Annotated in this window: 14 protein-coding genes; 6 read left to right on the top strand and 8 right to left on the bottom strand. The window is 68.6% G+C overall.

Annotation, left to right across the window (positions count from 1 at the left end):
* Positions 1-184, top strand: a 184-nt coding sequence (locus tag SSOG_RS47690; RefSeq protein ID WP_039938752.1) for a VOC family protein, incomplete at its 5' end; no start/stop codon positions are given.
* Here the strand turns inward: SSOG_RS47690 and SSOG_RS26350 are convergent.
* Entirely contained in the window at positions 156-1,634 is a 1,479-nt protein-coding gene (locus SSOG_RS26350) for a DUF2079 domain-containing protein (RefSeq protein ID WP_009717306.1), read from the bottom strand. The genes SSOG_RS47690 and SSOG_RS26350 overlap by 29 nt on opposite strands.
* A gap of 116 nt (positions 1,635-1,750) precedes the next feature.
* Here SSOG_RS26350 and SSOG_RS26355 point away from each other — a divergent pair, with 116 nt between their 5' ends.
* The 4 genes from SSOG_RS26355 (at position 1,751) to SSOG_RS26370 (ending at position 4,637) form a co-directional block, all read left to right on the top strand.
* A complete protein-coding gene (locus SSOG_RS26355; RefSeq protein ID WP_106516665.1) occupies positions 1,751-2,410 on the top strand; it encodes an HNH endonuclease family protein in 660 nt (219 codons plus the stop codon).
* A gap of 138 nt (positions 2,411-2,548) precedes the next feature.
* On the top strand, positions 2,549-3,166 hold the full coding sequence (locus SSOG_RS26360; RefSeq protein WP_009717308.1) for a SurA N-terminal domain-containing protein: 618 nt from the start codon (positions 2,549-2,551) through the stop codon (positions 3,164-3,166).
* Between the two features lie 14 nt (positions 3,167-3,180).
* Entirely contained in the window at positions 3,181-4,176 is a 996-nt protein-coding gene (locus tag SSOG_RS26365; RefSeq protein ID WP_009717309.1) for a nucleoside triphosphate pyrophosphohydrolase, read from the top strand.
* 41 nt (positions 4,177-4,217) lie between these two features.
* Complete coding sequence (locus tag SSOG_RS26370) at positions 4,218-4,637, top strand: DUF6479 family protein (protein ID WP_009717310.1); 420 nt, start codon at positions 4,218-4,220, stop codon at positions 4,635-4,637.
* Positions 4,638-4,674: 37 nt separating this feature from the next.
* On the opposite strand, the gene SSOG_RS26375 is transcribed toward SSOG_RS26370, so the two are convergent.
* The 7 genes from SSOG_RS26375 to SSOG_RS26405 form a co-directional block, all read right to left on the bottom strand.
* Positions 4,675-5,430, bottom strand: coding sequence for an enoyl-CoA hydratase/isomerase family protein (locus tag SSOG_RS26375; RefSeq protein WP_009717311.1), 756 nt, complete (start codon positions 5,428-5,430; stop codon positions 4,675-4,677).
* Positions 5,431-5,463: 33 nt separating this feature from the next.
* Positions 5,464-6,666 carry a cytochrome P450 gene (locus tag SSOG_RS26380; protein WP_039938756.1) on the bottom strand — a complete coding sequence of 401 codons (1,203 nt, stop codon included), beginning with the start codon at positions 6,664-6,666 and terminating at the stop codon, positions 5,464-5,466.
* A 207-nt stretch (positions 6,667-6,873) separates the two neighbouring features.
* Positions 6,874-8,238 (bottom strand): cytochrome P450, encoded by a 1,365-nt coding sequence (locus SSOG_RS26385; RefSeq protein ID WP_009717313.1) that lies wholly within the window; start codon positions 8,236-8,238, stop codon positions 6,874-6,876.
* Positions 8,239-8,247: 9 nt separating this feature from the next.
* Positions 8,248-8,838: a GTP-binding protein gene (locus SSOG_RS26390; RefSeq protein WP_009717314.1), complete on the bottom strand. Its 591-nt coding sequence runs from the start codon at positions 8,836-8,838 to the stop codon at positions 8,248-8,250.
* On the bottom strand, positions 8,813-9,184 hold the full coding sequence (locus tag SSOG_RS26395; RefSeq protein WP_009717315.1) for a DUF742 domain-containing protein: 372 nt from the start codon (positions 9,182-9,184) through the stop codon (positions 8,813-8,815). The genes SSOG_RS26390 and SSOG_RS26395 overlap by 26 nt, the downstream gene beginning before the upstream one ends.
* Positions 9,181-9,579 carry a roadblock/LC7 domain-containing protein gene (locus tag SSOG_RS26400; RefSeq protein WP_009717316.1) on the bottom strand — a complete coding sequence of 133 codons (399 nt, stop codon included), beginning with the start codon at positions 9,577-9,579 and terminating at the stop codon, positions 9,181-9,183. Before SSOG_RS26400 ends, SSOG_RS26395 begins: the two co-directional genes overlap by 4 nt.
* Complete coding sequence (locus SSOG_RS26405; RefSeq protein WP_009717317.1) at positions 9,576-10,688, bottom strand: ATP-binding protein; 1,113 nt, start codon at positions 10,686-10,688, stop codon at positions 9,576-9,578. The genes SSOG_RS26400 and SSOG_RS26405 overlap by 4 nt, the downstream gene beginning before the upstream one ends.
* A 591-nt stretch (positions 10,689-11,279) precedes the next feature.
* Here SSOG_RS26405 and SSOG_RS26410 point away from each other — a divergent pair.
* Positions 11,280-12,551: a cytochrome P450 family protein gene (locus tag SSOG_RS26410; RefSeq protein WP_009717318.1), complete on the top strand. Its 1,272-nt coding sequence runs from the start codon at positions 11,280-11,282 to the stop codon at positions 12,549-12,551.
* Positions 12,552-12,580 lie beyond the last annotated feature (29 nt).

Consider the following 12,580-nt stretch of genomic DNA (forward strand, 5'->3'; position numbering starts at 1 on the left):
GCCCTCGCACTGGCTGGTCTACTTCTCCGTCGAGAACACCGACCGGACGGTCGCGAAGCTGTCGGCGGAGGGCGGGACGGTGCTGAAGCCGCCGTTCGACATGGTGGCCGGGCGGATGGCCCTGGTGCAGGACCCGCAGGGCGCGCCGTTCGCGGTCATCGCCCCGCAGCCGATGAGCTCTTGAGCCGGAGCAGGAAGTAGCCCCCGGCGGTCGCCAGCACCTCGTACCGTGCCTGCGGGTGCAGCTGCTTGGCGTACGCCAGCTCCTGCCGCACCGTGCGGTCCGGCGGCTCCGCCATGGCCAGGTACTGGGGCGTGACGCCCTGGGTGGCGCCGACCCAGAAGACCCGGCAGCGGCTGGTGAGGCGGGCTATCGGCCCGACGTTGGCCTCGACGGTCGCGCCGTCGGGTATCCGGTCCAGCAGCCGCTCCACCGCGTCGACGTGGGGCGGTTTGCGGTAGGTGGCCTCTTCGGTGAGCCCGGCCAGCGGCAGCGAGGTGGTCAGGGCCAGGGCGGCGGCGCAGACCGCGGCGGGTATCTGACGGGCGTAACGGACGAGCCAGCCGCGGCGGCTCGCCCCGATCCGGTCGAGCGCGTCGACCAGGGCCAGGAAGACGACCGGCATCAGCACCGCGCTGTAGTGCCAGTCCGTGCCCCAGTAGTGCTCGTCGTGGGAGACGAAGCGCCAGCCGAGGGTGGGCAGCGCGGCCAGCAGCAGCGGGGAGCGCAGCGCGAGCAGGCCGGTGGTCGGCAGCAGCACCCACAGCAGAGTGCGCAGCGCGGTGACGAGGGGGATGGTGGCGTCCGAACCGCCCCCGCTGCCGACCTTGTCCCAATAGTCGTACGATCCGGCCCCGTTGAAGCCGGGGATGACGACGCCGAGCGCGAGCGCCGACCCCAGGATGCCGAAGCCCATGAGGGCGACGGCGAGCGGCGCGATGCCCGTGACCCGGTCGCGCCAGGCGCAGACCACGATGACGGCGCCGATCGCGGCGACCGTGGCGCCCATGTCCTCCTTGACGAAGACCAGCGGGGCGGCCCACAGCATCGCCGCGTACCAGCGCCGGAGTATGACCGCTTCGAGGGAGAAGGCGATGAGCGGGATGGCGAAGCAGATCTCGTGGAAGTCGAAGTCCACGGCGCGCTGGAGGCCCCAGGCCAGTCCGTACGCGATGCCGATCGCGAGCCCCCGGGCGCGGCCCAGCAGCCGGGCGGCGGTCCGGGTGACGGGGACGGCGGAGAGCGCGAACAGGGCGGCCTGCGCGACGAGCAGCGTCACCGGGCTCGGGAAGATCCGGTAGAGCGGGGCGAGGAGGGCCGTGATGGGGCTGAAGTGGTCGCCGAGGATGTTGGCGCCGGGGCCCTTGAGGTCCGCTATCGGGGCCTGGAAGTGCGCGTACGCCCGTATCGCCTGTTCGAAGATGCCCAGGTCCCACGACATGGTGGCCATGCGGCGGTAGCGGCAGACCGACAGGGTCGCGAAGGCGGCGAACAGGGCGAGGGCCAGCCAGTACGGATCCAGCCGCGGGTGGCGCAGCACGACTACCCGGGCGAGGGGCCGGGTACTACGGCCTGCGGCGGCGGGGGCCCCTTCGGCGGTGGTGCCGGGCGGGGCTGTCGCGGCCGTGTCCATCCGGGGTCCTTATCGTCTGGGTGGCGGTCTGTGCGAAAAGATACGCGAAGGGGGCGGGACGGTTGCGGGAACGGTTCGCCATAGCGGGATGGGCGGGAAAAGGCGCGGCCGTGGCGCTGGCCGCGCTGCTGTCCGTCACCGGATGCCTACCCGAGGACAAGGGGGGCGGGGACGGGCACGGGGGCGGCACCCCGTCCGGCCCGGCGATGTCCGCCGTGGCCTCGCTCACGGTCAAGGGCCGGGCACCCAAGACGGGTTACGAGCGCGCCGCGTTCGGCAGCCCCTGGACCGACACGGACGACAACCACTGCGACACCCGCGATGACATCCTCCGGCGCGACCTGACCGGCGTGCGGCTCCGCGACGGCCGCTGCGCGGTGGCGTCGGGCAGCCTCACCGACGATCCGTACACGGGCGGCAGCGTGCGGTTCGTCCGCGGCCACAGCAAGATCGACATCGACCATGTGGTGGCGCTGTCGGACGCCTGGCAGAAGGGCGCCCGGGCCTGGGACCGGGGCAAGCGGGTCGCGTTCGCCAACGACCCGCTCAACCTGATCGCCGTGGACGCCGGCACCAACCGCAGCAAGGGCGATGGCGACGCGGCGACCTGGCTGCCGCCCAACAAGGGGTACCGCTGCAAGTACGTGGCGCGCCAGGCGGCGGTGAAGAAGAAGTACGAGCTGTGGGTGACGCCTCCCGAGCGGGACGCGATGAAGCGGGTTCTGGGCACGTGCCCGGGGGCGGAACTGCCCTCGCCGTCGGAGCGGGGCAGCTGAGCCGGCCGGTGGCCACCGGGTGCTGACCAAGAGCTGGGTGAATCGTTGTCCAAGCAGTGGCCTAGGCCGCGCCGACTCCATACCATCGATCAACGCCAGATCGTTTGTCGCGCCGCACGATCTCTGCCGGGAGGCTCAATGATCCGCCGCCGTACTGCGCTCTCCGTCTCCGCCGCGTCCGCCCTGCTGGTCTGCGCTCCCCTGCTCACCGCCTGCGGCGGCACGCCGAAGGCCGGTTCCGCAGCCGTCCTGGACGACGGCCGGATCACCGAGTCGCAGCTCCAGGCCCAGGTGAGGGACGTACGGGACGCGCAAAGCGGCTCCCCGAGGGCGGACCAGCTGGTGGCCGCAAGCGGCCAGCTGACCCAGAACACCCTCATCCGCATGATCCAGTTCAAGGTCATCGAGCGGGCCGGCCAGGACAACGGGATCGGCGTCAGCCGCCGCGCGGTGCAGCGCGCCCGCGCCGCCGCCGAGCAGCAGTCCGGGGGGTCCGCCGCGCTGCGCGCCGCCTACCTGGAGCAGGGCATCGCCCCGGACCAGATCGACGGAGCGGTCCGCATGGAGCTGACCCGTACCGCGCTGCTGCGCAAGCTCGGCGTCGCCAAGGTCAACGCGGTCTTCACCCGCACCTCCAAGGACCTCGCCATCAAGGTCAACCCGCGCTACGGCAGCTGGGACGACACCAAGGGCACCGCGGTCCTCGCCAAGGAGGCCTGGCTGCGCACCTCCACCGCCTCGCAGCAACCGGCGTAGGTTACGTTTCAAGGGTGACCACGCCTGACTCCGCCGCCCCCGCGGCCGACCTCGCCACCGGCCGCGTCGTCCTCCTCACCACCAGCCACCGGGTGGCACCCGGGCTGCTGTCCTGGCCCGCCTGGCAGGCGCTGCGCGGCGCCGACCGGGTGCTGTGCGGGGACTCCGATCATCCGCAGCTGCCGTATCTGCGCGAGGCGGGCATCGAGGTCGAGCACGCGGTCCCGGCGGCGCGCGAGCTGGTCGACTACTGCGTGGCGGAGGGCGGCCGCAGCGCCGTCGTGATCACCTCGGCCGACGGCGAGTCCGCGCTGACCGACGGGCTGGCCCGGCTGGCGGGGTCGGGCCGTGAGGCGATGCCGGACCTGGAGCTGCTGCCCGGTTCGTACGACCTGCCGGGCGCCCGGCTGCTGGACCTGGTCCAGGTGATGGACCGGATCCGCGCGGAGTGCCCGTGGAGCGGGGCGCGGACCCATGAGGAGCTGGTCAAGTACGGCATCGAGGAGGCGTACGAACTCGTCGAGGCCATCGAGGAGGGGGACAGGGAGGCGCTGCGCGAGGAGCTGGGCGATGTGCTGCTCCAGGTCGTCTTCCACGCCCGGATCGCGCAGGAGCACGAGGACGAGCCGTTCTCGGTCGACGATGTGGCCGGGGCCATCGTGGACAAGCTGATCCGCCGCCATCCGCATGTCTTCGGCGAGGAGGCCGCGGAGACCGCCGAGGACGTCAAGGCGCACTGGCTGCGCACCAAGGCGGCCGAGAAGCAGCGCGATTCGGTCACCGAAGGGGTGCCGCTCGGTCAGCCCTCGCTCGCCCTCGCCGCCCAGCTCGCCTCCCGCGCCCGTACCGCCGGGCTCGCGGTCGCCCTGCCGGAGGGCGAGGGCTTCGGCTACGAGCTGCTGGCGCTGGCGATCCGCGCCAAGGAGGCGGGTGTGGAGCCGGAGACGGCGCTGCGCGCCGCGGCCCGCGCCTACCGGGACGCGATCCTGGCGGTGGAGGGCACGGCCTGAGCGGGGCGGGTTAACCGGCCGGTGCGGGGTACCCGGCCGCCATGGATACGTACGCCATGGACCTCGCCGTGCCCCACGACTTCGTGGTCGGGACGGCACCGCTGATCGTCGGCATCGTGGTGGTCGTGATCCTCATCGTGGCCATCTGGTGGGGCATACGGCTGCGGGCCCGTGAACCGGTCCCGACGCAGGAGCCGAAGCCCCGCTCCGGTGCCTGGCAGCAGGTGAACGAGAGCGAGCGCGAGGCCCGGCAGGCGGGTCACGGTCCCGGACACCAGGACGATCAGGACCGGGTCGGCTACCAGACGCAGAACCGGGAGCCCGAGGAGCTGTCCCCGGACGGCGTCCGGCGCCGCCCGCATCAGCTGGGCGGCTCGGGCACCAAGGGCTCCGGCTCGGGCGGCAGCGAGGACCGGAAGACCTGGAGCGAGGGCAGCAGCGGATCGTTCGGCAGCGGCTGACCGCCGCCGCCGTGGGCTGTTCCTGCGGCGGCCGCTCCTACGGCCGTTGGCCCGCCGCGACCACGGCCGACAGCACCTCCGCGTCCAGCAGGGTGGTGTCGCCGAGCCGGGAGGCGGCCGCGTAGGAGTTCAGCAGGGCCTTGGTGGTGCGCAGGGCCGCCGCCGAGCGCCGCAGCACGGGCTTGGACCACTCCTTGATCGCGTCGTCCAGTTCGGTTTCGGGGGCCACCCGGTGCAGGACGGACAGCTGTTCCGCGCGGGCGGCGTCGAAGCTGTTCCCGGTCAGGATCAGCTCACGGATCCTGGCGGCGCCCGCCTCGTGCAGCAGCCGCGGCAGGGAGCCGCCCCAGGCGGCCGGGAGGCCCAGGGCGAGTTCGGGCAGCCGGAAGCGGCTGTCGGACGCGCCGATGCGCAGATCGCAGAAGAGGGCGAGCGCCAGACCCGCCCCGATGACCTGTCCGTGCAGCCGGGCGATGGTGACGGCGGCGGTCGTGGCGAGGGCGTCGCATACTCTGCGTGCCTTCCCGCCGATGGTCCGCAGCCCCGATCCGGAGGGGTCATGGGTGAGTTGACCGGCGAATTCGTGACGGTCCCCGCCCCGGCAGAAATCGGGTCCGGCGCCGGAGAGCACCAACACCCGGATGTCCGGCCGGTTGTGCACTTCTTCCAGCACCACGAGGAGATCGTCGAGGATCTCCTCGCTGATCGCGTTACCGCTTTCCGGAGTGTTGAGTTCCACTCGGAGTTCGGGCCCGTCGCCGGTGATGCGCAGGGTCTTGAGGTCGTTGAACATGGGGCCTCGTCTTCTGGCGTATTTCGGCGGGATTCAGCGCTCGGTCACGTGCAGCGCGGTGAGCCGCCGGAAGGCGACGCGCGGCTCCCAAACCGGGGGAGCGGTGACGCGGAGGGTCGGAAAACGCCTGACGAGGGACTTCAGCAGAACGACGGCCTCCAGCCGGGCCAGCGCCGCTCCGATGCAGTAGTGGATTCCGCCGCCGAAACCGAGGTGACTTCCCGTGCGGAGGATGTCGAAGGTGTCCGGGTCCGTGTGGTGTGCCGGATCGTGGTTGGCGGCGCCGAGCATCACGTGAACCACCTCGTCCCTCGATATTCGAAAGCCGGAGAGAATGGTGTCCTCGGTGGCGACCCGAGTCGTCAGATGGATCGGCGGGTCGTAGCGGAGCACCTCCTCGACGGCCTGCGGTATCCGGTCCGGGTGGGACCGCAGCCAGCCCATGCTCCCGGGGTGCTGATCGAGCAGCCACACCATGTTGGAGAGCAGGGTCGAGGTGGTCTCCATCGAGGCGATGACGATGAACATCACCAGGTGGTAGAGGGTTTCGTCGGCGAGGGCGCGGTCCGGTTCGATCTCGTCCCAGGTGCGGATCCAGTCGGAGAGGACGTCGTCCCCGAGGTTCTGCCGGCGCTCCCGGATGACCTCGGTGAAGTACGTACGCAGGCCCTCGGCGGCCTCGTTCGCCTGGGCGAGCTGGCTCTTGGAGGGCAGGAGTTCCTGCGCGAGTCCCTGACCGTGGGTCAGGGACTTGAGGAGGTCGTGATCCGACTCCGGAAGGCGTAGCCAGTGGCTGATTGTGGCCGCTGGCATTTCCTCGCCGACCGTGGTAGCGAAATCCGCTTCCTTGGTGGTGCGCAGCTGCTCGCCGAGCCGGTCGAGCAGCGTGTCGGCGATGCGTGAGACCGGTTCCTCGAGGGTGTCGAGGGTGAATCGGTCGAATATGTTGCCCAGGGACCGCCGCTGCATGGTGTGCACCGGCGGATTCAGTCCCTGAAGGGTTTGGCTGAGCTGCCGAGCGGCAGGCGCGTTCCAGCGATTCACATCGCCCTGCCGGGCTCGCCATTCGGCGTCGAAGGTCGACCATTTCTTGCTGCGCAAGACATGGTCGCAGATATCGTGGGAGAGTAGTAGATAACCGCCCCAGGGCGCGGGCACAACATCTCCCATCGCCCTGAGTTCCGCGTAGATCGGATAGGGGTTCGACTGTCCTCGCGATGAGCGAAGGCGGGACATGAGTGAAACTACGGAACGTCGGTCGACAATGCTGCCGGCAGCGACAGATTCCACAATGACTCCTTCAAGTCCAACACCCCGGGCATGCTTATCTCTTCTCGCGCGAATTACCGAGAGTGATGTATGGATCACGCGAATTCGCGATAGGTTCTACCCCCTTGTTTGAACATTCATTCAGAGTGAAATAGTTTCGAATTGTGGACAACGTCACACCTTCCACCACGCTAGGAAGGAGCTCCACCAGCTACCCTTCTCCGGCTTTTCCTGGGGGCGGCTCCGAGGGGTGACCGAAGGAGTGGCCGAGGGGGTTTGCCGCTGCCCGGTCGGCGGTGCGGCGGTCGGCCGGGGCTGCACCGGGGCGAAGCGGGCGGGCAGCGCGGCGAGCGCCCGGTGGAACGGTCCTGGACGCCAGGTCAGGCTGTCGGCGGGCACCGCGAGCTCGATGTCGGGGAGCTGGTTGAGCAGCTTCTCGATGGCCGTCACGGCGATGAGCTGAGCGGGGTCCTTGGCCGGGCAGGCGTGCGGTCCGGCGCTCCACGCGAGGTGGGCCCGCTTGCTCAGGAGCTGGCGGGACGAGGAGAGCTTGGGGTCCGTATTTGCCGCAGCGAAGCTAATCAGAACCAAATCGCCCGCGGCCAGTCGCGTATTGCCGAATTCCGTGTCCTGTACGGGATAGTGCGGGGCGTAGTTCGCCATCGGGGCCTGATTCCAGAGGGCGTCGTCGATGGCGTCCTCCACCAGCAGCCCGCCGCCCGAATACTGCTCGTCGGACAGCATGAGGTAGAGCCCGTTGGCGATGAGGTTCCGCTGCGGTTCCGTACCGGCCGAGATGAGCATGACGAGCTGATGAATCATCTCCTCGTCGCTCAGTTTCGCGCCGTGCTGCATCAGCCGGGAAGTGACATCGTCCCCCGGCTGCCGCCGCTTGAGCGCGACCAGTTCGAGCAGGCCCTGGGTCAGCTCCGCGTTGGCCTTTTCCGCGTCGACCCCGCCGTCGAAAATCCCGGAGGTGCCGAAGACCAGTCGGTCACCGATTTCCGGCGGGCAGCCGAGAAGCTCGTTGAAGACCAGCAGCGGCAGCATCTTGGCGTAGTCGTTGAGGAGATCGACCGTGCCGCGGGCGCTGAATTGGGCGATGAGATAAGAGGCGACCTGTTCGACATGACGGCTCAGCCAGTGCGGGTCCACCCTCGCCAGACTGTCCGTCACCGCCTGGCGCAGCCGCAGATGCTCCGCCCCATCGGTGAACAGACAGTTCGGGCGATATCCCAGCATGGGCACAACCGGACTGTTCTGCGGTACTTTGCCGTCGTTGAAATCCCGCCATCGGCGGGCATCCTTGGCGAAGGCATCCGGGTTCTGTAGCACCTGGAGGGCCGCCGAGTAGTCCGTGACGAGGTTGGCCTCCACCCCGGGGGACAGCTCGACCGGGGCGATCGGCCCGAACGACCTGAGGTGTGCGTAGAAGGCGTCCGGGTCGGCCGCGAACTCGGGCCCGTGCAGCGGCACCCGCTCGCCGCGGTGGGCAGGGCAACCCGGCGGCGGAACCGGGTAGTCCGATTGTGTCTCCATTACGTGCTCCTAGCGGGTACGTTCCTGTAGGTAACGAACAAGCGCCATCAGCGCATTCGCCGATGACTTCTCGTCACGTGCGTCACAGGTGACGACAGGTGTCTCGGGCAGCAGATCCAGTGCCTCGCGCAGTTCCCCATCGGGACGGACAGGTGAGCCATCGAAGTGGTTGACGGAAATCGCGTAGGGGAGTCCGTACTGTTCCACCAGGTCGATCACCGGGAAGGATTCCTTGAGGCGTTCCGGATCGACCAGGATCAGCGCCCCGAGCGCACCCCTCGTCATGTCCTCCCACACCTGGACGAAGCGCTCCTGCCCGGGTGTTCCGAAGAGATAGAGGACAAGGCGTTCGCTGAGCGTGAGACGGCCGAAGTCCATGGCCACGGTGGTCGTGGTCTTGCCCCGGGTGCCCATCAGATCGTCGACGTGCGCACCGGCCTGCGTCATCCGTTCCTCGGTGCGCAGCGGGGGGATTTCGGACATGGTGCCGATGAACGTCGTCTTTCCGACCGCGAAGTGCCCCACGACCAGGATCTTGGCCGCGATCTGCACCGCGTCGTCCAGATAGACGTCCTCATCCGAAGCGGGCCTGGAGACCATCCAGTACCTCCTGAAGGAGTGAAACGTCGACGAGCTGGGCGGGAGGCGCGGGGGCACGCGTGACCAGATAGCCGTCCGACGACAGGTCGGACAGCAGGACCTTGACGATGCCGATCGGCAGCCCCATGTGGCCCGCGATCTCGGCAACCGAGAGATAGCCCCCTGAACACAGGTCCAGCAGGCTCCGCTTCTCCGGGTCGAGCGTCGGAGCACGTCTCTGTTCGGAAGCGGTGACCAGGGTGATCAGGTTGAACTGGTCGGTGTCCGGGAGCCCGCGGCCGTTGGTGATGACGTACGGTCGCACTAATCCGGCGGACTCGGGCTCCTGCTCCTCCGGGGCAGTCATGCCTGAACGCCCGTTTCGCGGGGCGGAGTGGTCAGCGCCTTGCCCAGCTGACCGACGAGCTGCTGCATACGGAAGGTGATGTCGGCCATGTCGACATCGGGCGCGGAGGAGACCGCCAGGTACGCGCCCTCGCCGGCGGAGATCAGGAAGACCCAGCCGCCGTCGAACTCCACCAGGGTCTGACGCCAGTTCATATGAGGGCCACCGCAGAAGCCGGCCATGGTGCGGCTCAGCGACTGGATGCCGCTCATCGCGGCGGCGACGGTGTCGGCCTCGTCCTTCCTGACCTCTTGAGATCGGGCCATCAGCAGACCGTCGGCGGACACCAGGATCGCGTGACGTGCCCCGGGTACTTCCAGGGCGCTGTCAAGCATCCATGACAGGTCGTTGTTCACTGAGGATCATGCCCTTCCCTGTTCGGGTTTGCGGAGCGTCCGGACTGTGTGCCGCGCTGGAACGCGCCCATGATCGAAGCGGTTTCCTCGCTCGTCCGGGCGGGGGCGTTCTCCTCGTCTGATCGCGGCACGATGGAGATGGACCCCTTACGTCGGCGTTTGGGCAGTCCGCCCGCGGTGGAATCGCTCTCTTCGGGGGCGGCGTCCGCCTGGGACGTACGGGGTGCGGGCTGTTCTTCCGGCTCGGGCATGTTGGTCAGGAGGTCCTCGGGAAGAAGCACCACCGCGCGCACACCACCGTAGGGAGAGGCCGAGTCGACGGAGACGGTGAATCCGTAGCGGGAGGCGAGCACGCCGATCACCGCGAAACCGAACTGCGGCGGATTCCCCAGACCCGTGACACCCGCCGCGCGCTGGGCGGAGAGCAGCTCGTCGGCCCGGTTCTTCTCCTCCTCGTTCATCCCGACGCCGGCGTCGTCGATGATGATGCAGACGCCCTTGGGGACGGTGCGGATGGTGATGTCGATCGGGGAGTCGGGGGCGGAGTAGCTGGTCGCGTTGTCCAGCAGCTCGGCGAGGGCCAGCGCGACCGGTTCGACGGCCCGGCTGACCAGGGCGAAGTTGCTCTGGGAGCGGATCTCGACGCGCGTGTAGTGGCGAATGCGGCCCTTGGCGCTGCGCACCACGTCGTAGACGGAGGCGACGGCCCGCTGACGGCCCAGCCAGCCGTCACACAGAACGGCGATCGACTGCGCACGGCGGCCGAACTGCGAGTTCATGTGGTCGATCTCCAGCAGGTCCTGGAGAATGTGGTGCTCGCCGTAGCGGTCCTGGAGCTTCGTGATCGCCAACTGCTGTTCGTTGGCAAGACCCTGAAGGGTTCGCATGGCGGACTTCAGTGCGCTCTTGGTGGCTTCCTCGGAGCGTATCTGGGCGTCCTGAACCGCTGCCGCGTAGTTGTTTTCGAGATCGGCGGTGCGGTTCTCAAGTTCCGCCTTCTCGGTACTGAGCTTCGCTCTCGCTTTTCGCCCGCGGATAATGGCGGTTGCGGCGAGAGGCGTGCCAGCGATCAGGGCCCAGAGCGCAGGATCCTGTATGTAATGCGTCATAAGACTCTCTTTGAACGACTAGACCGCCAGGGACTGAAGGGTTGGTGCTTGGTAAGAATCCGGGTGATATGGAGAGGCGGCGGTAAGTCAGCGCCCGAACGGCGCCCGAGGGGACCGGGCGCACCGCTCTCGACCTGCCGCGGGCAGCGCACAGGCAGGGGTGCGCCGGGACGGCTCCATATGCCCAACTGGCGGCATAGTGCTCCTCAGAGTGGTAACCCTCTCGGCTGATTTACCGGATCGCCGTGTGTCTTACGGGCCCTTGGCTCGCCTGGCAAGCGCGGTGATCGTATCACCAGAGGCAGGTGGCCCCGTGCATGTGCCGGAGTCCCATTCAACCACCTGACACTGTTTCAGCCATCCCCGCATTTTGCCTCATTGGGCGACGTCAGCGCATGTTCCGCAGGTCGGGGTGGTGAGCGCCGCGGGCCGTTCCGGGCGTTGGTAACAGCCATCAGATATCGGGCATTCGCCGCGCGCTGTGAGCGCATCGTGGAGGGTGTGTGGAGAAGGTCGTCGAATTACTTCGACATTAATTGGCTTTACTTGCGCGTTATGGATTTACTTCCGATAAGTGGCGTATCGGAATCCATGGGTCGCGGCCGGTATCGTCGGAGCGTGTCAGACCAGCCCTGCCCCAGCCTCGCTCCCACCCTCTTCACCTGGGAGTTCGCCACTGATCCCTACCCCGCATACGCCTGGCTACGCGAGCATGCCCCGGTGCATCGGACCACGCTCCCCAGCGGGATCGACGCCTGGCTGGTGACTCGCTACGCCGATGCCCGGCAGGCCCTCGCCGATGCCCGGCTGTCGAAGAACCCCCAGCGGCACAGTGAGTCCGCTCACGCCAGGGGCAAAGTGGGCATCCCGGGCGAGCAGCGCGCGGATCTGATGACACATCTGCTCAATATCGATCCCCCGGACCACACCCGGCTGCGCCGGCTGGTGTCCAAGGCGTTCACCCCGCGCCGCGTCGCCGCGTTCGCCCCGCGGGTGCGCGAGCTGACCGACGACCTCATCGACGCCTTCGCGGACCGGAAAGAGGCGGACCTCATCCATGAGTTCGCCTTTCCTCTCCCCATCTATGCGATCTGCGATCTGCTCGGCGTCCCGCGCGAGGACCAGGACGACTTCCGGGACTGGGCCGCGACGATGATCCGGCACGGTGGGGGCCCGCGCGGGGGAGTGGCCCGCGCGGTGAAGAAAATCCGCGCGTATCTGGCCGAGTTGATTCACCGTAAGCGCGCCGCGCTCGGCAACGACCTGATGTCCGATCTGATCCGGGCCAGCGACCACGGCGACCACCTCACCGAGAACGAGGCCGCGGCGATGGCCTTCATCCTCTTGTTCGCGGGTTTCGAGACCACCGTCAATCTCATCGGCAACGGCCTCTACGCACTGCTGCGCCATCCCGGGCAACGGGCCCGGCTCCAGCGGGCACTAGAAGAAGGGGATGAGGAGCTGCTCGCGACCGGCGTCGAGGAACTGCTGCGCTACGACGGCCCGGTGGAGATGGCCACCTGGCGGTTCGCCACCGAGCCGGTGACCATCGGCGGGCAGCGGATCGCCGAGGGGGAACCGGTGTTGGTGGTGCTCGCCGCCGCCGACCGCGACCCCGAGCGCTTCGCCGACCCCGATGTCCTGGACCTCTCCCGCACCGACAACCAGCACCTCGGCTACGGCCACGGCATCCATTACTGTCTGGGCGCCCCGCTGGCCCGCCTGGAGGCGCAGACCGCGCTCGCCACCCTGCTGCGCCGCATCCCCGATCTCCGGCTCGCAGTGGAGCCCGACGACCTGCGCTGGCGCGGCGGGCTCATCATGCGCGGATTGCGCACCCTTCCGGTGACCTGGGGAAAGTGACATCCGGTCAGCCATGTGACCTTGGCGTG

Source organism: Streptomyces himastatinicus ATCC 53653, assembly GCF_000158915.1.
GTDB classification, from domain to species: Bacteria; Actinomycetota; Actinomycetes; order Streptomycetales; family Streptomycetaceae; genus Streptomyces; species Streptomyces himastatinicus.